This window comes from Mesorhizobium sp. (genome assembly GCF_004963255.1).
Classification (GTDB): domain Bacteria; phylum Pseudomonadota; class Alphaproteobacteria; order Rhizobiales; family Rhizobiaceae; genus Mesorhizobium.
Genome location: NZ_SUGA01000001.1, coordinates 566,254 through 585,854, shown reverse-complemented (window position 1 = coordinate 585,854; position 19,601 = coordinate 566,254). Strand labels below are relative to the sequence as shown.

The window sequence follows — 19,601 nt, the reverse complement described above, 5'->3', positions numbered from 1 at the left end:
CCTAATGGACCGCGGCATACATGATTGCCTCTTCCGTTGCGTTGCGGCGATCCATTTCCTCGACGATCTTGCCTTGGCGCGCAATGAGGATCCGGTCCGACAGCGTGAGGATTTCCGGCAGGTAGGAAGAGATCACCGCGATCGCGATTCCCTGGTCGGCGAGCTGGTTGATGAAGGCGTGGATCTCGGCGATTGCGCCGACATCGACGCCGCGTGTCGGCTCGTCGAAGATCACAAGCCTCGGCTTCTGCACCAGCGCCTTGGCGATGACGACCTTCTGCTGGTTGCCGCCTGACAGCTCGATGACCTTCGCATTGGGGTCGATGGCGCGGATGTTCAGACGCTTGCGCCAGTCTTCGGCGAGCGAGCGCGCCTGCTTCATCGATATGATGTTGAGGCCGCCATAGGGCTGGCCGCCGAGATGGCCCATATAGATGTTCTCTGCGATGCTCATGGTCTCGAAAAAGCCCTCGGCCTTGCGCTCCTCCGTGACGTAGACGATGCCGTCGCGGACGGCGGGCGCCGGCACCAGGTAGCGTTTGGCCTGGCCGTCGATCTTCACCTCGCCGCCGTGGAAGAAATCGCGCTTGAGCACGCCGCTGACAACCTTCAGCGTCTCGGTGCGGCCGGACCCGACCAGGCCGAAGATGCCCGTCACCTGGCCGGCATAAAGCGAGAAGGACGTGTTGCGGACCATGTTGCCCATCGACAGGTTTTCGACCGAAAGCACTTTTGGCCCGCGCGGACGCGGCGCGCGGCTCCGCGAAGCACCGCTGTAGATCTCATCGGTGAGCGTGCGGCCGACCATCGCCTGGATGATCTTCTGGCGGTCGAAGGCGGACGCCCTGTCTGATGCGACCAGCCTGCCGTCGCGCAGGATGGTGATGCGATCCGCCACCAGCAGCGCTTCCTCAAGCGCGTGCGAGATGAAGATGATGGAGACCCCCTCTTCCTTCAGCTTCCTGATCAGCTTGAAGAAATAGCTCTTCTCCTCGGGCGTCAGCGTCGCCGTCGGCTCGTCGAAGATGATCACCTTGGCCTTGTGGTGAACCGCCCGCGCGATCTCCACCATCTGCTTCTGGGCCGCGCCGAGCGAGCCGACGATTGCCGAGGGATCGACATGGAAATTGAGCGACTGCAGGAATTGCTGCGCTGAGATATAGACGCCGCGCAGGCGATTGAGCGGCTTCTCCTTGCCGAGATAGATGTTCTGGGCGACCGTCATCGATGGCACCAGGCTGTTCTCCTGGTAGACCATGGCGATGCCCTTCGCGAGGCCCTCGGCGGGGGTGCTGAGGCGCTCTTCCCGGCCGTTGATGAAAAGCTTGCCGCTGCTCAGCGGATAGACGCCCGCAATGACCTTGGTGAGGGTGGATTTGCCGGCACCGTTTTCGCCGAGCAAAGCGTGGATCTCGCCAGGCAGCAGCTGGAAATCGACATCCAGGAACGCCGGATTGCCGCGGAAATCCTTGGTTGCCGCCTTGAGTTCGACAATGGGAGTCATGCTACCGCATCCAGGGTGGAATCGATGTCCGGCTCGCTGGGATCGAGATGGTCGACGGCGATGATCTCGCCGCAGCCTTTCGAGGTTATGAGAAGCCTCCCGGCCTGCTCCACACAGGAGGTTATCCCGTGGCGTTTGCCGTCGGCCCGGCTGTGGGCGCTCCAGATCGGCTGGAATTGATCGTCGAGCCTGACCACGAGCCCATAGGAGCGCGCGGGGGCCCATGGCTTGTGTATGCCAAGCCGGATGACGCCGCCCGCCTGCAGAGGCTCCTTGAAGCTATGGCCGCTCGAGAGCGTCGGCGCGATCCAGTATTCGGGAGCGACCGTCTCCATCATCTCGCGCTTGTAGCGCTTTTCGCGCAGCACGAATTCCTGCAGTTGGGAGCGCACCGCAAACATGGTCAGCCAGTACCCCCCGTGATCCGACGGACAGACGCGGCCCGGATAGGCTGGCAGATCCGCCAGCGGCGTCGCGCGGTCTTCGCCGCCGATCCCGACGGTCAGCAGGCGGTGCCGCCATGCCTCGCTGACGGCCACGCGATCGCGGCCGGCGATGCACACGCCGGAAGGATAGCCGAGGCCGCCCTGGATCACCGAGGCGTTCTGGCTTGCGATATCGATCTTCAGCACGCTGCCGCTGCGCCCGAGCTCCAGAAGGTCCCGCGCCCATTCGCCAACCGGACAGGCGCCCGAACCGTTGCAGACCACGAGCATGTCTTCGTCGACGAACACGCCGGCGGTCGGACAGTTGAGCCGTTGATTGCCGATGTTGGCGGGCAGCCGCTTTCCATTGTGCGGTCCGCCGGCGATCGCGATCCCCTGGCCATCCAGGCCGACGGCGATCGCTCCGCCGGCGGAGGCCGCCAGGAACGTGATATCCGCCTCATAGGTCGCGCGCGTCGCGACGGAACCGTCGTTCCCGATCTCGACGAGGCTTCTTCCCGACGAGGCCAGGACGAGGTTGCCAGCTATCAACAGATTGTCGGCGTCCTTCAGCGTCCCGATGCCGGAGACCTGTTCAAGAAGATTGTTCGGCTTCAGCGCGCCGTCCATGACCGGCACGGTGATGGAATGCTCGCCGCGGCCGCCCATAAACCGGTCGACGATGCCGCCGACGAAACGCGAGAGGCTCATGCGCGCGCTCCCCAATAGGCGGCGTGCGACGTCCATTCGGGATCGGCATCGGGCAATTTCAGCCGGCCGATCCGGTCGTTGTAGAGTCCGCCGAGATAGAGATAGCCCTTGTGCTCGCGCATCGACGTCACCATGGGATGGTTTTTGCCGCCAAGGTCCCAGTAGGATTCGACGATCTCGCCATCGGGCCTGAACTTCAGGACGCAGCCCGTGTTGATGTTGGGGAACAGCCACTCGTCCCTGGCGACCCGCTTGGCCATGCGTTTGCGCATCGACGGCATCCGCATCGCGAGATCCAGAGCGGGCGACCTCATGCCGACCAGGGCCAGCCAGAAATTGCCGTCCGAGGCGCGATTGATGTTGTCCGGATACCCGGGAAGGTTCGGGATCGTGACCTCGCGCTTGCCCTTATTCGGCCCCGCGAACCAGTACCGGTTTATGCGGCATCCCCAGGTCTCGGCGAAGAAGAAGGATTCTCCGTCGCCGGCCATGCAGACCCCGTTCGGGAACTGCAGGTCGCGCAGGATCGTCGCCGTCGACCGGTCCCGCGGGTCGTAGCAGATCAGGCGTCCGTTGCCGCGGCTCTCCAGCGCATCGGTCGGCCAGTCATGCATGTCGTAGCGGATGGTCGCTTCCGAGAAGAAGATGCGGCCGTCCGGCGCGATGTCGAGGTCGTCGGCGAGCTTGAGGCGGGAATCGTCGATGACCGACAGGAAGGTGCGCTTGGTCTCGTCGGTGAGCTTGGTCACCTTGCGGTCCGGCGAGACCTGATAGAGACCCATGCCGCCGATGCAGACATTGAGGTTGTCATTGGCATCGAACGCCATCCCCAGCGGATGGCCGCCGATATGGACGAAAATCTCCCACCGCGCATAATCGGGCGCCAGGAAGCGCACGATATCTCCGTGCCGATTGGGACAGTAGAGATTGTCCTGGCGGTCGAAGATGACGTCTTCCGGTCCCTCGATCTCGCCCTTGCCGATCAGCGTTACGTCTTTCAGCCGGTCGTTGAGCGCATAGGGGCTCGCCGATCCGGCGTCGGTGTTGGGGAGTTCCGGCAGGCGGAAATAGCTCGGCGACACATAGACCTTGTTGAGCAGCTTGTGCCTGTTCTTCAGCCAGCGCACGTCAATGGCCACGACACAGAGCAGCACGATGCCGAGGATCATCGAGCTGATGCCACCGGTTATGCCGATGCGCACCATGCTGTCGGTGAGGATGAGCACGACCACCGCGCCCAGCACCGACTTCACCACCGAGCCGCGGCCGCCGCCCAGACTGTTGCCGCCGAGGACGGCCGCCGTCAGCGCGGCGATCTCAAGGCCGACGCCGGTATCCGATCCGGCGCTGCCGAGACGCGCGGCGAAAAACACACCGGCCAGCGAGACCAGCACGCTCGACCAGACATAGGTCGAGAAGATGACGAACTTGACCTTCAGGCCGGCATTGTAGGCCGAGCGGCGGCTGCCGCCGACGGCGGTGATGTGCCAGCCCGTCCTGGCGCGGGTCAGCACCACGTGCCACAGCAGGATGACGACCAGAGCCACCAAAAAGGAGAACGGGATCCCGAAGACGCTGCCCTCGCCGATGAAGGCCCAGAGGTCAGAATCCGGGAACACCGCCGAGACGTCGACAGCATAGTGGAGCAGGATGATGTCGACGATCGAGCGGATGATGATCAGCGTGACAAGCGTCGTCAGGAAGGCCCGGATGCGCAGATAGCCGATCAGGAAACCGTTGATCGCGCCGCAGACGGCTCCTACCGCCAGCGTGGCGAGCACCGTGGCCCAGACCGGCCAGCCGAGCAGCGAGATGCAGATCAGGGCCGTGATGTTGGCAAGCGCAAAGACGCTGCCCACCGACAGGTCAAGCCCGCCGGCAAGCAGCACGATGCCCATCGCCACGACCACCAGCGCGAACTCCGAGAGCTGGCGCGACGTCTCGGTCACGCTGTCGAGCGTGAAGAAATGCGGATTTTCCAGCAGGAAGAAACCGACCGTGAGGATCGTGGCGAAAACCGGAACGGCGTTGTCGCTCCAGCGCTTCGACAGCACTTCGCCAAGCACCTTTTCAGGAAAATAACGAAAATAGAGGCGCTCGATCGCTTCCATCACAACGTCCCAATCAAATCCGGCTTGGGCCGGGCCGCCGCGTGCGCGCAACGGCCCGGCCGGTTCCTACTTCTTCAGCTGGTCGAGGTCCCAGCAGCTGGTCGCGGACATGCTGTCCTTGGTGATGAACTTGTTGGGCGTATAGAGCGCGAATTTGAGCGAGCCGGCCGGCTCCTTCGACTGCAGCAGCACCTTGATGGTGTTGTTCAGGTCTCGGCCCTGGCCCTCGACGTCATAGGAGATGACCTCGTTGAACGTGCCGTACTGCACCCCCTGGCACGCGGTCTTGTTGCCGCCGCCCGAGGTGATCAGGTAGATGTCCTTGCCGGACTCCTGAATGGCCGCGCCGGTGCCCGCATCCATGACATCCCAGAAGCCGATGATGCCGCAGAGGTCCGGGTTCTGCTGGATCACCGTCTGGGCGATGCCATGTGCCTTGGACTGGTCCCAGTCACCCGTCTGGCTGGAGACGATCTTGATATCGTCGTGCCCCTTGAGCGTTTCGGTGATGGCGTTGAGCTGATAGACGCTCGCCGCCGCCGTGGCAGGGCCCTGGACGATGGCGATCTTGCCGCTCTTGCCGCTCGCCTTGCCGCATTTCTCGATCATGCGGTTGGCGGCATACTGTCCGATCCCATACCAGTCGGCGCCGACGAAGGCATCGGTCTGATAGCTCGACTTCATATTGACCTGGATGACCTTGATGCCCGAATCCTCGGCCTTCTTCAGGGTGCGCGCGTAGGACGCCACGTCGAAGTTCTGCACGACGATGATGTCCGGCTTCTCGGTGATCGCCTGGGTCAGCGCGCGCGTGCCGGTGTCGGTGCTCCAGTTGGCGTCGCGGATGTCGAGCGTGTAGCCGAGCCGCTTGGCTTCCTTCTCCATGATCGCGGCCCAGCCTTCCGGCAGGTCGAAGCTCATCGACATCGGTACGAAGACCACCTTCTTGCCGGCAAGCGAATCGAGCGTCGGCTGTCTGAGCGCGTCGGCCATGCCCTCCTGCGCCATCGCGCAACCGGTGGAAATGAATACCGCCGTGAGCGCGGCCGCCGCGTATTTCAGGATCATCATCTTGGTTCCTCCCATTCGATGACTGTCGGTTTCAGATGTCCCCTTGCTGCGATGTTTGTTCGTCTCGGGGGTTGAGAAGGGCGTCTATCACCAGGGCGAAGAGCAGCACCGTGCTCTTGAGCAGGTTCTGGACCGTGTAGGAGATGTTGAGGATGGTCATGCCGTTCAGCAGCAGGCCGATCAGCACCGTGCCGACCAGGATGTTGCGGACGCCGCCGCGCCCGCCGGTGAGGCCGATGCCGCCCAATATGACGACCAGAAGCACGTCGTAGATCAGGGTGGAATTGACCATGCGCATGTTCATGCTGGCGACGGAGGCCGCCGTCGCGCAGCCGGCCAGGAAGGCCATGGCGCTCGAGATCACATATTGCAGGATGATGATCGGACGGACCGGGATGCCGGTGATCCGCGCCGTGGAGATGTTGTCTCCGATGCCGTAGATAAAGCGCCCGAGACCGGTCTTCCTGAGGAAGAGATAGAGCGCGGCCGAGCAGATCGCGAAGAGCCAGATCGGCATCGGGATGCCAAGCACGGCGCCGCGCCCGAGAAACAGGAACCAGTGCAGGTTGTCGGGGATGTTGTTGACGTCGAGCGACGCGATCACGCCTCGCCCGAGGCCATAGACGATCGCCGACACCGCAAGCGTCGCGAAGATGGCGGGGATTTCGACATAGGCGATCAGGAAGCCCATCACCACCGCGACGGCGACGGCGAAGGCCAGTCCCAGAGCCAAGGCGGTCGAGAACGCGTAGCCCTGGTTGGCAAGCACGATCGACAAAGTGAGCGACACCGCCATCACCGCGACCAGGGAAAGGTCGACGCCGCGGCCGATGACCACCACCGCCATGCCGAGGCTGAGCATGCCCAGCATGGCGACGTTGCGGATCAGGTTGAGGATGTTCTCCGAGCTCAAGAATCCGTTGAGGGCGACGGAGAAATAGATGAAGAGCAGGACCGCGACGACGAACACGATCAGTTCCTGGGTGAGGCCGATCCGGTGCCTGGTCTTCGGTGTCGCGCTCGGCGCCATCTTTTCGGAAGCTGTAGCCACGGTCACTTGCCCTTGTTGGCGAAAACGTCGAGACCGCGCCTGGCGTCGTCGCTTGTGAAGGTGCGCTGCCCGAGGCGCGCTTCCTGCTGGAAGGCGTCGCCGAGCGGCAGGTGCTGCAACGTCAGCACCGCCTCCTTGATCGTCTGGATGGCCGTCGGGCTGAAGGAAGCGATGCGGTCGGCGACGCCGCGCGCCACGCGCTCGACCTCGCCGCTCGCCACGGCCTGGTTCGCGACGCCCCAGGCGAGCATCTCGGCCGCCGTGAACCGCCTTCCCGTCAACAGGATCTCCATCGCGTGCGCGTAGCCGATCTGGCGCACCAGGCGGACGAGCGTGCCGCCTGCGGGAACGAAGCCATGGGCTGGTTCCGGCAGTTGGAAAATGGCGTCTTCGGCCACGATCCTGATATCGGTGGCCAGCATAAGCTCGAAACCGCCGCCGATGCACAGGCCGCGGACGGCGCCTACCACCGGCTTGTAGAAACCGGCGGTCTTGATATGCGCCGGGTCCCAGGCGGAAATGTCGAAGCTGTCGGAAGCCAGCGCCGGAATGGACTCTTTCAGGTCGGCGCCCACGCAGAAGGCCCGGTCTCCGGCTCCGGCGAGCACCGCCACTCGGATCCGGTCGTCGTCGCGCACCTCGTTGAAGGCACGGCCCAGATCCTCATACATGGCCAGGTTCAAGGCATTGAGCTTTTCCGGACGGTTGATCCGGATCGTGGCCACAGGGCCGTCGACGTCGAAATCGATCGCCATCGCTAGACCGTCCCTCGCGATTTCATGACGCCCAGTTCTTCGGGCGAGAGCCCGACCAGCCGGGCAAGGATGAGATCGTTGTGCTCGCCGGGCGCCGGCGCCTTCTGCGGCGCCGCCTCGGCCATTTCGGAGAGCTTGATGGGCAGCCCGAACATACCGAGAAGCTGCCGCCCTATCGGGACCTGAACGATCATGTTGCGGGCGGCTATGTGCGGGTCCTCGACCACCTCCGCGATGGTCTTGATGGCGCTCAGCGGCACCTGGTCGCCGGCGAGCTCCTCAAGTTCGGCCTTGGTGTAGCGGCTGAACCATCGATCGAGCAGCGGCTTGACCTTGGTCTCGGCAACGACCGGGTCGAAGCGCTTCTCCATCGTATCGATTTCGGGATCCGTCGCCTTGTCGGGCTCGCCGAACAGGCCGCAGGTGATGGCCCAGAACTTGTCGGTGTAGCCGCCGAAGAACACATAGCCGTCCTTGCAGGGAAATTGCCCATAGGGGCGCACGAACGGATGGTCGTTGCCCAGCGGCGAAGCGATCTCTTTCCTGGCCGTGTAGCGCACGACGGCATTCTCGGTAAGCGTCAGGACGGAGTCCTGCTGCGAGACGTCGACCACCTGGCCGATCCCAGTCTTGTCGACCTGGCGCAAGGCGGCCAGCGTGCCGATCGCGGCATAGAGCGCCGCCGCGAGGTCGCCGATGATCGTGCCGACCCTGACCGGCGGCCGATCCGGATAGCCGTTCATCGACCACAAGCCGCCAGCCGCCTGGCCGGTGTTGTCGTAAGCGGGTTTGGAGGAGTTGGGACCGGTACGGCCGAAGCCGCTGATGGCAGTATAGATCAGGCGCGGGTTCTCGGCCTTGAGCACCTCGTAGCCGAGGCCGAGCTTGTCCATCGTGCCCGGCCGGAAGTTTTCGACCAGGACATCGGCCTTTCTCACCAGCCGTTTGAGTAGCGCCTTGCCCTCGGGCGACTTGAGATTGACGGTGAGACCGAGCTTGTTGCGGTTGAACTGGGTGAAGAAGGCGCTGAGCTCGCGACCTTCATCGCCGACGAAAGGCGGAAAGGTGCGCGCATAATCCGGGTCTTCCGGATTCTCGATCTTGATCACCGACGCACCGAGGTCCGCGAGCAGCATCGAGCAGAACGGCCCGGCGACCACGCGCGTTATGTCGAGGACGACAAGGCCAGCGAGCGGACCGCTCCGCACTGGAAAATCGCTGTTGGGGTCCACTTCAGTCACGTCTTGGTTTCCAATGGCTTGGTTTGATGCCGGGCAGCGAAGCGGCGCCGATCATCGCACGCTAGTCGAGGCGACGGGCTCACCGCCATCAAGACGAAGGTTCATACCTTCTCCGCCCGCATCTGCTCGAGCAACTCCCTGGCGCGATCGACACGCACGTCGTGGCTGGCGGAGAGCGAGGACGCGATCCTATCGATCTCGTCTCCAGTCGCCCCCGCCACGATGGCGATGTTGCGGGCATGCAGCGCCATGTGCCCGCGCTGGATGCCTTCGGTCGCCAGCGCGCGAAGCGCGCCCATATTCTGGGCAAGGCCGACCGCCACAGCCACCTCGGCCAGGGTCTGCGCGCTTTCAACGCCAAGTATCTTCAGGCAGGCGCGCGCGGCCGGGTGCGTCTTGGTCGCGCCACCGACGAGTCCCAGCGCCATCGGCATCTCCAGCGTGCCGACGAGATGCCCTTCGGCGTCGAGCTCCCAGGTCGACAGGGACGTGTAGCGCCCGGAACGGGACGCCCACACATGCGCGCCGGCCTCGATGGCCCTCCAGTCGTTGCCCGTGGCCACGACAAGCGGATCGATGCCGTTCATGATCCCCTTGTTGTGCGTGGCGGCGCGATAGGGATCGACGATCGCAAGCGCGCAAGCCTCGACAATGCCGCGGGCGATCCGGTCGCCCTTGTATTCCGCGGTCTCGAGCGTCTCGGGGGCGATCCTCACCATGGCGCGCGCGATGCGCAGGTCGGCGAAGTTGGAAAGGATGCGCAACCGCACCACCCCACCGCTGATGGCCTCGATCATCGGCGCCACCGCTTCAGCCATCGTGTTGACGGTGTTGGCGCCCATGGCGTCGCGCACGTCGACGATGAGATGAACCACGACCATCGGTCCGGCCGCCGTCTGATCGAACACATGAACCTCGACGTCGCGGCAGCCGCCGCCGAGCGAGACGAGGACCTTATCCTTGACGTTGGCCGCCGCGATGATCGCGTCCCGCTCCTTCAGGATGCGCGCCCTGGCGCCATGCGGGTCGCGCAGCTCCAGGACCTGTACCTGAGCCCGCATGATGGGACCGGAGCTGGAGGTGAAGAAGCCGCCGCTCTTTCTCGCCAGCCGCGCCATGAAAGAAGCCGCCGCCACCACGGAAGGCTCCTCGACGGCCATGGGGATCAGGTAGTCCCGCCCATTCACGGTAAAGTTCGTGGCGACCCCGATCGGCAGCTCGAATGTGCCGATCACGTTCTCGATCATCCCGTCGGCCAGCGTCAGCGGCAGGCCGCCCGGCCCGAAGGTCCCGTGCTCCGCCTCGGTCAGAGCCACGGCATCGGCGACCCGGGCCAGACGCTCCGCTGGCGCAAGGTTGCGCAGATTTTCAAGCCGCGAGTTGACGGAGGGGCGCGCTGCGCCCTTCTGGGGATCTGTCACAAGCGCCTCCCACGCAATGTGTCATTTTCTTCTTGCGGCAAGATGGATCATTGTTACCATCCACATAAGGTACAGATATGAGAAATTGTCTTTATCTGTACCCATAAGAGGGATCTGCAGATGGCTGCTTCAGGCGGCAGACAAGGCGCCGTAACCCTGGCGGAGAATGTGGCGGCGCGACTGATCGAGCAGATCCAGTCGGGGGATCGGGTTCCCGGCAGCAAGCTGCCCTCGATCCGCAACGCGGTACGTGAATACGCCGTTTCGAAAAACACCATCGTCGAGGCGTATGAAAGCCTCGCGGCCGGTGGATACATCGTGTCCAAGCCGCGGTCGGGCTTCGTGGTCGCCAAGTCCGCGCAGCCGACGGCAGGCCGGCCCAAGCATCTGTCGGAAGCGGTCGACATCGTGTCGCTGCTCAACGCGCAGTTGGAAGAGAGCTTCGAGATCAGGGTTGGTGACGGCCGTCCGCCAGCCTCATGGACCGAGGAGTCCGAAATCCGGCGTCATCTCGGCCTCGTGGGCAGAGGGCCGTCCTCCAGCACGGACGGCTATGGCTCCGCATGGGGCTTCCCGCCGCTGCGGCAGCAGATTGCCAGGCGGCTGGAAAAACAGCATATCCAGGCGTCCGAGAAGAACATCATCCTCACCTTCGGCGCCAATCACGCGCTCGACCTGGTGATCAGGGCCTTCCTGACGCCTGGCGACGTCGTCCTGGTCGACGAGCCAGGCTATTATCCGCTGTTTGCAAAGCTCAAGCTCGCCCAGGTCCGCGTCGTCGGCGTCAGGCGGCTCCCCGACGGACCGGATGCCGAAGACTTTACGAGCAAGGCCGCCACGGAGCGGCCGAAACTGTTCATCACGCAATCGATCGGGCACAACCCGACCGGCGGCAGCATCAGCCTGTCGGTCGCGCACTCGATCCTCACGGTAGCGGCCAGGCACAATGTAACGATCGTCGAAGACGATCCGTTCGCGGACTTGTCGCCGACGCCGCCCAACAGGCTCGCTACGCTGGATCAGCTCAACCACGTGATCTCGATCGGCACGTTTTCCAAGACGCTGTCGGCAAGCCTTCGTTCGGGGCACATTGCCGGCCATGCCGACAAGATCGCGGCGCTTGCCGAGCTCAAGATGCTGACCACCGTCAACAGCTCCGGCCATGTCGAGCGGCTACTCCACCGGGTGGCGTCGGAAGGGCATTACGACCGCCATTTGAAGCGCCTCGGCCAGCGTATCGAGGCCGCCGCCAATCGGGTCCACGACGCCCTCGCCCGGTCCGGGCATTCGATCTTCGCAGGGAATGGCGGAGGCTATTACCTCTATCTGATGCTGCCGCAGGGCATCAACGATATCGAACTGGCGAGGCTCGGGGCCCAGGAAGGGATTTTCATAGCCCCCGGCAGCGTCTTTTGCCTGGACAAGCAGAATCCGATGGCGGCCGGCATCAGGATCAATGTCGCCCGCGCCGACGAGGATCGGTTCTTTGATTTCCTGCTTAGGAAGCTCTCCTGAGTCGTCAAACGCTATTGGCCGGTGCGCACGGAAGGCGGATCGGAGTTTCCAGTGTAGCGGTTTGCCCGTTCATCAGCGGACATCCGAATTCTGGGAACGACGCATTGTCTTCGCAGTGTGCCAACGCGGAGCGGCGGTGAGGCGTCAACCCATTCCCCGTATGGTCTGGCGAACTCCAAGAGGAGGAGCCGGGCGGTCTATGCCAAGGCGCCGTTCGCCGGGCCGGAAACGGTGCTCGCCTATCTGTCGCGCTACACCCACCGGGTCGCGATCTCGAACCGCCGTCTGATCGTCTTCGACCAGGCTGGCGTCACCTTCCGCTACACGAGCGGCCCACAGCTTTGGTTGGCCGAGAGACGTCGACCTTATTGGCGATCGTGACCATCACTCTAACGAGCGCAATGAAGTCGGCTTCCAGGTAACCCGAGCGCCGCCTTTAATGGCAAGTTAGAGGCGCAAAGCTGACCTTCCTAGCGCCTTTGACTCCCGGACACGCCTAAGATTGAAAGACGCTCGCTTCGCCAATCCCAAAATGATGAGGGTTTCAATCTCGGATACGCTGCCTCAGGGATCACGTAGCGAACCCTTCGGCTCGATCACGCACGCCATCTGAGATACAGTGGCAAGAGACGGACAGGTTCTATTCGGGAACCGAACCTATCCACAGAAATATTTTGTTGGTATTTTTGTTGGTAGCAACTGCGGTTGACCTTGTTCTAAGTATCTGAACGCATAACCAGATTTTTTTCACTTAGATTCCGCCTCTGGCACCATCAACTTCCGGTTGCGCATCCCTGCATGTAGGTATTTGTTTTTCAATTCGATTTTCTTTCGTTACTATCTTCAACAACTTAACCTGCAACATTCGGCTCCGTTAACCGGAACCGAACCCGCGCTTGAGGCGCGTGAGGTCGCGACGGCATTCTGGCCACGCCCACCTTGCAATGAAAACACCTGACTCTTTCCGGCTGGCTGTTGCGCAGAAAGAGGCAACCAGTGGCTGCCCTTCGCGTTGATCGTCATATTCAGCCGGGAAGATTCGATGCCGCTCACCGCTTTCGCCTTGAATTGCACACTCAAGATGCCTCAGGACGATGACGAGTCCTCGACCGACCGAATGCTTGCTGAGTTGACGAACGCCTTGGCGGCACATGACGTCGGATGCGAAACGGCACGTGCGCTCGCCCACAATATCAAGCCCGGCGTGCTCTCCGACATGGGCGAAGGCGACGACTGGCCGAAGTTGCGGGAAAAGATCCTGGCCGCCGACATCTTCATCCTTGGCCTGCCGATCTGGATGGGACAGCCGTCGTCCGTTGCCAAGCGAGTGATGGAGCGAATGGACGCTTTCCTGTCCGAGACCGACGACAGCGGACGCATGCCGGCCGCAGGCAAGGTCGCGCTGGTGGCGATCGTCGGCAACGAGGATGGCGCACACCACTGCCATGCCGAGTGCTATCAGGCGCTCAACGATGTCGGCTTCACCGTTCCCGCCAATGGCGGCGTTTACTGGGTTGGAGAAGCGATGGGCGACGTCAACTTCGTCGATCTTCCCGGGACACCGGAGAAAGTCGTCAGCATGATCAAGATGGCGGCTTCCAACGCCGCTCATCTGGCCGGGCTCTTCAAGACGCAGAACTATGCCGGTGTCCCTGCCGGCGATTGATACCGCTCTCTTATCGCCCGATGGCGTACGCGGCTACGGCGCTACCACCGGCAACCTCGCCTGGGGATGGGCTCACGCTCAAACGAGCAACTGCTCGATCCTGATTGGCAGGTCGCGGATACGCTTGCCGGTGGCGTGGTAGACCGCACTGGCGACGGCAGCGGCCGTGCCGACATTGCCGAGCTCGCCGAGGCCCTTCGCGCCGGCGGGATTGACCGCATGGTCGACCTCCGGCACCAGGATCACCTGCAGGTCCTTGATGTCGGCATTGACGGGCACAAGGTAGTCTTGCAGGTCTCGATTCACATAGCGCGCGTACCGCCTGTCGACCTCGGTCGCCTCATGCAAGGCCTGACCGATGCCCCAGATCATGCCGCCCATCAGCTGGCTGCGCGCCGTGCGGGTGTTCATGATGCGGCCGGCGGCAAAGGCGCCGACAATGCGCGGCACGCGGATTTCCCTGGTAAAGCGGTTGATGCGGACTTCGACGAACTCGGCGCCGAAGGCGTATTTCACGGAATCCTCGTCCTGGTCGGCGCCATGAAACTCCGGCGTTCCGGCATAGAGTTTCTTCAGCGCCTCCGGCGTCGCGTTCTTGGGAGCGAACTCGGCATATTCCTCGATCGCGCCGACCTGCATGGCTTTCAGGACATCCCCGACCTTGGCCGACGCGCCGCTCTTCGCCACGATCTTGCCGCCGGCAAGCTCGAGTTCCTCATTATGGGACCCGACCAGCGGACCGCCTTCCGCGGTCGCTGCGGCGTAGAGCTTGGTTCGGATAGCGTCGCAGGCCATGAGCACCGCCGAGCAAACACTTGCCGTGGAGATCGACCCGCCCGAGACCGGAGCCGGAGGCAGGCTGCTGTCGCCCATTTCGACGCTGATCTTGTCGATGCTCACGCCGAGACGCTCCGACGCCATCTGGCCGGCCACCGTGCGAACGCCTGTGCCGATCTCGTGCGAACCGCATTGCAGCCGCACATCGCCATCGACCGTCAGGCGCACGCGCGCCGCGCATGGCGCGACGGCCGTTGGATAAATCGCCGTTGCGCACCCCATGCCCACCAGCCAGTCGCCGTCGCGCATCGCGCCGACCTTCGGATCGCGGTCGGCCCAGCCAAAAGCTTCCGCCGCCTGGTCGTAGCACTGGATCAGCGAGCGGCTGGAGAACGGCTTCTTGCCGATCGGCTCCACCTTGGGCTCGTTGATCCGGCGGAATTCGACAGGATCCATGCCCAGCGCAACAGCCATCTCGTCCATGGCGTTTTCAAGCGCATAGACATAAGGCGTCTCGGGCGGTGAGCGCATGTAGCCCGGCGTGTTGCGGTCCGTCTGCACCAGCGAGACATGGGTCAGCACAGAGCCATAATCATACATGCGGCCGGTGGCCGAAGTGCCGCCGACGACATAGGCGTCCGGGCGCGACGTCACCTCCCAGCCTTCATGCGCGAAGGCGGAGATACGGCCGTCCTTGCCGGCGCCGATGCGGATGCGGTGCCGGGTTTCGGCCCGATAGGTCTGCGTGCCGAATGCCTGCATGCGGCTGGTCACGCAGCGCACCGGACGTCCGAGGCGCTTGGCGGCCACCGCGACGATTGCCGTGCGTGGTGTCATCGGCCCCTTCGAGCCGAAGGCCCCGCCGATGAACGGGCTGACGATGCGCACCTTCGCAGGGTCGATCTTCAACTGCCTGGCCAGCTCGACCTTCCAGCCGGTCACATTCTGCGACGGCTCGTGAACCGTCAGCTGGTCGCCTTCCCAGAAGGCCGTCGTTGAAAACAGCTCGATCGGGTTGTGATGCTGCGTGGGTGTCGAATAGCGCTGGTCGATCTTGACCGCGGCATCGGCATAGGCCGCATCGAAGTCGCCTGCCTTCACATCTTCCTTGAACAGAGGGCTCTTTCCGGCGGCAGGAATGGTAGCCGTCCCCGGGCTGTCGAAAGTCGCAGTCGGCTTCTCTTCCTCGTACTCGGCGCGGATCAGCCGCGCCGCTTCTTCAGCCGCCTCGAATGTCTCGGCAACCGCGAGCGCGACGATCTGGCCGTCATGGAAGATCCTCCTGTCGTGCAGCGGTCCGATAGAAGTTGCGCCGGAATTGCCGAATTTCGGTTTGTCGACCTTGTCCATGTCGCCATAGGTGACGATGTCGAGCAGGCCGGGCACCGCGCGGACGTCGTCGAGACGAAGCTTCGTCACCTTGCCCTTGGCAATGCTGCTGGTGGCCAGCGCGCCATAAGCAATGTTGGCGGTGGGCAGATCGGCGGGGTAGTGGGCTTGTCCAGTGACTTTCAACCGTGCATCGACGCGCGGCAGCGGTTCGCCCATGTTCTCCTTGGGTCTGGGAGCGGCAGCGTCCATGGTCACACCTTCATGTCTCGGGTTTCAAGCAGTGCCCGCACCAGCGTTCGTTTTCCAAGCTCGATTTTGAATGCGTTGTGCTGGCGCGGTTGGGCTTGGGCGAAGGCGGCGTCGGCCGCCGCTTCTGCCGATGTCTCGTCGAGCTTCTTGCCTTGCAGGCTTTGTTCGGCCGCGCCGGCACGCCAGGGCACGGTCGCCACACCGCCGAGCGCAATGCGTGCCTCGCGCACGGTCTCGCCGTCCAGGTCGAGCGCGACGGCCGCCGAAGCCAGCGCAAAGGCATAGGATTCGCGGTCGCGGATCTTCAGGTAAAGCGAGCGTCGGGCCCACGGCATGGCGGGCACTTCGATCGCAGTGATGATCTCGTCGGCGGCGAGATCGGTCTCGATATGTGGTGTGTCGCCGGGCTGCCGATGCAGCTTGGCGAACGGGATCTTTCGTGCGCCGCGCGAGCCTTCGGCATGGACGACAGCATCGAGCGCTATCAACGCCTGGGCGAAATCGCCATGGTAAGTGGCGATGCATGCATCGCTGTCCCCCAGAACCGCATGCTGCCGGTTGAAGCCTTCCATCGCCGCGCAGCCGGAGCCGGGCACACGCTTATTGCACTGCCAAGACGTCTCGCGAAAATATTCGCAGCGCGTGCGTTGCAGGATGTTTCCAGCCAGGCTTGCCATGTTGCGGATCTGGCCGCTTGCCGCCAAACGCAAACTGTCGGCAATGACGGGATAGCGCTCCTTGACCTCGCGGTGATCCGCAGCCTCGCCCATACGCACCAAGGCGCCGAAGCGGATGCCGTCATCGGTCACCCGGATTTGCCTCAGTCCAGACTCCTTGAGCCGGTTGAGATCAAGCAGGCGGTTGGGTTCCGCCACCCCGAGCTTCATGTAGTCGGCAAGGTTGGTACCCCCCGCGATGAACTGCGCATTTGCTCGCGTGGGTTGATCGTCGCTGGTCGTGAACCGGGACGCGATCGCGACCGCCGCGGAGATGTCGGCAGGCTGTTCATAGACGAACGGACGCATGTCAGGCTCCCTTCGTCTCGTCGCGCGCCTGCAGGATGGCGGCGACGATGTTGGGATAGGCGGCGCAGCGGCAGATATTGCCGCTCATATATTCGCGGATGTCATTCTCGGATTCGGCGTGACCTTCATTGACGCAACCGATCGCCGACAGGATCTGGCCCGGCGTGCAATAGCCGCACTGGAAGGCATCTTGGTCGATGAAGGCCTGCTGCATCGGATGCAGCTTGCCGTCGCTGGAGGCGAGCCCTTCGACCGTCGTGATGTCCTTGCCATCGTTCATCACGGCGAAGCTCAGGCAAGACAGCACCCGCTTGCCGTCGACCAGCACCGTGCAGGCGCCGCACTGGCCGTGGTCGCAGCCCTTTTTGGTGCCGGTCAGGCCGGCGTGGTCGCGGAGGGCGTCGAGCAGGCTGGTTCGGGTGTCGAGCGAAAGTTCATAGGGCTGCTCGTTGATCCTGAGCGACGTTACGACCGGCTGCCTCAATTTTGTTTGGGGGATGACTGGCGCCTCAGCCTGCGCGGTCGATGCTAGCAACGGTGCTGCCGCCGCCGAAACAGTACCTGCCATGAACCTTCTTCGACTGAACCCGTTGTTTGATGCGACTGAAGGCTGGGACATGGCTCGCTCCTGGCTGGCTGGTCTTGTGCGCTAACTTTTCGATGGTTCCATTGTTCCGGCGCTGAACGCAGAACCGCGACACTTCACCAAACTGTGAGGCTCCTGCTCAATCGGAGTGCCGCGAGGCTTCGCCGGGAACATGCGGCGTGGCGAGGCGTTCTGTGCCAGTCCATCTCTCCGTCAGTAGGGCATCATGAAATCGAAGCTGGTCACTGAAACCTCTGGACAACGAATATTCGTGGTCGTGCTCGATCCGGGCGAGGAAGCCTTCGCCTCCCTCACCGCTTTCGCGGGGCAGAAGGGAATTGCCGGCGCCTCGCTGACGGCAATCGGCGCTTTCGAAAGAGCAACGGTCGGCTGGTTCGATTTCGGCTCGAAATCCTACCGCAAGCTACCGGTCGACGAGCAGTGTGAGGTGCTGAGCGCCATCGGCGACATCGCCGTCGACGACAGCGGCAAGCCAAGTCTGCATCTGCATGCGGTGCTGGGCCTGAGCGACGGATCCACCCGCGGTGGGCACCTGCTGGAAGGCGTGGTGAAGCCGACCCTCGAAGTCACGGTGACGGAATCGCCCGTCCATTTGCGGCGCACGAAACGACCGGGCCTCGGCATCGCCCTGATCGATCTCGACGCGTAAAATCTCGCACTCCCGAAACCGCATCTTCGATCGAGCGTTCAAGCTTGATGGAACATGCGGACGTCTCTACGCGAAACGCAGCCTTCGAGCGATATGGCGGATGCCTGTGCGGCAATATCCGCTACCGCCTGACGGGGGAGCCGCGCGTGCATTACTGCCATTGCGATATGTGCCGGCGCACGACCGGAAGCGCCTTCGCCGTGCTTGGCTGGGCGCCTGTCGCCGGCCTCTCGTGGCTGACCATGGAACCAGCCTACCGCCGCTCCTCGCCGATCGCCCGCAGAAGCTTCTGCCAGTCCTGCGGTACGCCGCTTACCCTTGCCTACGACGCGAACCCTTACGAGGTCGCGATGCATATCGGGACCTTTGACGATCCGTCCGGGCTTGAGCCGCGTCACAATTACGGTTCCTCGCAACGGCTCGGCTGGGTCTGCTGCGGCATCGACTTGCCGCACCACGACACGGAAGAACGATGGTAGCGGCGCCCCGCAGCGACTTGCCGTTGCCATTGGAAACGCCGCCGATGGAAGCGCGAACGGCGGAAGCCTTGCCCGAGGGAAATGGTTCTTGGCAATACGAGCCGAAATGGGATGGCTTCCGCTGCCTTGCCTTCAAGGACGGCAAGGCCGTCGATCTCAGGGCGAAATCCGGAAAGCCGCTTGGCCGTTACTTTCCCGAATTGATGGCGATGATGCAGAGCGTCGATGCGGAGGATTTCGTCGTCGACGGCGAGATCGTCATCGAGATCGACGGTCGCGCTTCCTTCGATGCGCTGCAGATGCGGCTGCACCCCGCGGAGAGCCGTATCCGCAAGCTCAGCATCGAGACGCCGGCGCGGCTGATCCTGTTCGACATGCTGGTCGCCCCGGGAGGCAAGATCATGCTCGAACGACCCCTGCGGGCCCGGCGCGAGGCTTTGGAGGCCTTTCTGTCCAAGGCGGCCACTCCCGGCCTCCAGCTGTCGCGATCTACCACCGATGTCGCCACCGCCAGGCATTGGCTGCAAGGCGCCGGCGGTTCGACCGATGGTGTCGTCGCCAAGATGCTCGACGAGCCATATCGGCCGGGCGAGCGCGCGATGGTCAAGGTCAAGCGGCTGCGCACCGCCGACTGCGTGGTCGGCGGCTTCCGGTATCTGAACGGCAAACGGCAGGTCGGATCGCTTCTGCTCGGCCTCTACAACGACAATGGGCAGCTCGATCATGTCGGCTTCACATCAACCATCGCCAATGAAGACCGCGCGGCGCTCACGGCGAAGCTCGAGGCCTTGCGTGGAGGGCCGGGCTTCACCGGCAAGGCGCCGGGCGGTCCGAGCCGCTGGAGCACGGAGCGCAGCGGTGAATGGGAGCCGGTGAAGCCGGACCTGGTCGTCGAGGTTCGTTTCGACCATGTCACCGGTGAACGCTTCCGGCATGGCACAAGGTTGCTGCGCTGGCGGCCGGACAAGGCGCCGCGGCAGTGCACGTTCGAGCAGATCGCGTAGCCTTCTAC

Annotated in this window: 16 protein-coding genes and 1 pseudogene; 6 read left to right on the top strand and 11 right to left on the bottom strand. The window is 63.4% G+C overall.

Translation table 11 applies throughout. The annotated features are described in order from the left end of the window. Position 1: 1 nt before the first annotated feature. From E5X34_RS02695 to E5X34_RS02660, 8 genes are all read right to left on the bottom strand, one after another. Entirely contained in the window at positions 2-1,504 is a 1,503-nt protein-coding gene (locus E5X34_RS02695) for a sugar ABC transporter ATP-binding protein (protein ID WP_292560646.1), read from the bottom strand. Further along, positions 1,501-2,640, bottom strand: a complete 1,140-nt coding sequence (locus E5X34_RS02690) for a strictosidine synthase (RefSeq protein WP_292560643.1) — start codon at positions 2,638-2,640, stop codon at positions 1,501-1,503. Before E5X34_RS02690 ends, E5X34_RS02695 begins: the two co-directional genes overlap by 4 nt. Next, positions 2,637-4,751: an SMP-30/gluconolactonase/LRE family protein gene (locus E5X34_RS02685; protein ID WP_292560642.1), complete on the bottom strand. Its 2,115-nt coding sequence runs from the start codon at positions 4,749-4,751 to the stop codon at positions 2,637-2,639. The genes E5X34_RS02690 and E5X34_RS02685 overlap by 4 nt, the downstream gene beginning before the upstream one ends. 66 nt (positions 4,752-4,817) lie before the next feature. After that, on the bottom strand, positions 4,818-5,822 hold the full coding sequence (locus E5X34_RS02680) for a sugar ABC transporter substrate-binding protein (protein ID WP_292560638.1): 1,005 nt from the start codon (positions 5,820-5,822) through the stop codon (positions 4,818-4,820). Positions 5,823-5,853: 31 nt separating this feature from the next. Beyond that, complete coding sequence (locus E5X34_RS02675) at positions 5,854-6,852, bottom strand: ABC transporter permease (RefSeq protein WP_292560781.1); 999 nt, start codon at positions 6,850-6,852, stop codon at positions 5,854-5,856. 23 nt (positions 6,853-6,875) lie between these two features. Then, a complete protein-coding gene (locus tag E5X34_RS02670) occupies positions 6,876-7,628 on the bottom strand; it encodes an enoyl-CoA hydratase-related protein (RefSeq protein WP_292560635.1) in 753 nt (250 codons plus the stop codon). Positions 7,629-7,630: 2 nt separating this feature from the next. Continuing rightward, positions 7,631-8,869: a CoA transferase gene (locus tag E5X34_RS02665; RefSeq protein ID WP_292560632.1), complete on the bottom strand. Its 1,239-nt coding sequence runs from the start codon at positions 8,867-8,869 to the stop codon at positions 7,631-7,633. 101 nt (positions 8,870-8,970) lie between these two features. Further along, entirely contained in the window at positions 8,971-10,290 is a 1,320-nt protein-coding gene (locus E5X34_RS02660) for a hydroxymethylglutaryl-CoA reductase, degradative (RefSeq protein ID WP_292560629.1), read from the bottom strand. Between the two features lie 120 nt (positions 10,291-10,410). Between E5X34_RS02660 and E5X34_RS02655 the strand changes: the two genes are divergently transcribed. The 3 genes and pseudogenes from E5X34_RS02655 (at position 10,411) to E5X34_RS02645 (ending at position 13,471) form a co-directional block, all read left to right on the top strand. Continuing rightward, positions 10,411-11,805 (top strand): PLP-dependent aminotransferase family protein, encoded by a 1,395-nt coding sequence (locus E5X34_RS02655; RefSeq protein WP_292560626.1) that lies wholly within the window; start codon positions 10,411-10,413, stop codon positions 11,803-11,805. Positions 11,806-11,886: 81 nt separating this feature from the next. Continuing rightward, positions 11,887-12,126 (top strand): annotated as a pseudogene (locus E5X34_RS02650) (transposase); the annotation flags it as partial. Between the two features lie 721 nt (positions 12,127-12,847). Then, entirely contained in the window at positions 12,848-13,471 is a 624-nt protein-coding gene (locus E5X34_RS02645; protein ID WP_292560624.1) for an NAD(P)H-dependent oxidoreductase, read from the top strand. A gap of 78 nt (positions 13,472-13,549) precedes the next feature. Here E5X34_RS02645 and E5X34_RS02640 read toward each other — a convergent pair whose 3' ends face one another. Genes E5X34_RS02640 through E5X34_RS02630 form a run of 3 tightly spaced genes read right to left on the bottom strand, consistent with a single transcriptional unit; the run spans position 13,550 to position 17,422 of the window. After that, on the bottom strand, positions 13,550-15,829 hold the full coding sequence (locus tag E5X34_RS02640; RefSeq protein WP_292560621.1) for a xanthine dehydrogenase family protein molybdopterin-binding subunit: 2,280 nt from the start codon (positions 15,827-15,829) through the stop codon (positions 13,550-13,552). 2 nt (positions 15,830-15,831) lie between these two features. Next, positions 15,832-16,854 carry a xanthine dehydrogenase family protein subunit M gene (locus E5X34_RS02635; protein ID WP_292560618.1) on the bottom strand — a complete coding sequence of 341 codons (1,023 nt, stop codon included), beginning with the start codon at positions 16,852-16,854 and terminating at the stop codon, positions 15,832-15,834. A 1-nt stretch (position 16,855) separates the two neighbouring features. After that, the gene (locus E5X34_RS02630; RefSeq protein WP_292560615.1) at positions 16,856-17,422 is read right to left on the bottom strand and encodes a (2Fe-2S)-binding protein; all 567 of its coding nucleotides are present in this window, start codon (positions 17,420-17,422) and stop codon (positions 16,856-16,858) included. A gap of 244 nt (positions 17,423-17,666) precedes the next feature. Between E5X34_RS02630 and E5X34_RS02625 the strand changes: the two genes are divergently transcribed. The 3 genes from E5X34_RS02625 to E5X34_RS02615 are packed head-to-tail and all read left to right on the top strand — an operon-like array spanning position 17,667 to position 19,593. Further along, entirely contained in the window at positions 17,667-18,110 is a 444-nt protein-coding gene (locus tag E5X34_RS02625; protein ID WP_292560613.1) for a PPC domain-containing DNA-binding protein, read from the top strand. A gap of 47 nt (positions 18,111-18,157) precedes the next feature. Then, positions 18,158-18,589, top strand: a complete 432-nt coding sequence (locus tag E5X34_RS02620) for a GFA family protein (RefSeq protein ID WP_292560610.1) — start codon at positions 18,158-18,160, stop codon at positions 18,587-18,589. Beyond that, positions 18,583-19,593, top strand: coding sequence for an ATP-dependent DNA ligase (locus E5X34_RS02615; protein WP_292560607.1), 1,011 nt, complete (start codon positions 18,583-18,585; stop codon positions 19,591-19,593). The genes E5X34_RS02620 and E5X34_RS02615 overlap by 7 nt, the downstream gene beginning before the upstream one ends. Positions 19,594-19,601 lie beyond the last annotated feature (8 nt).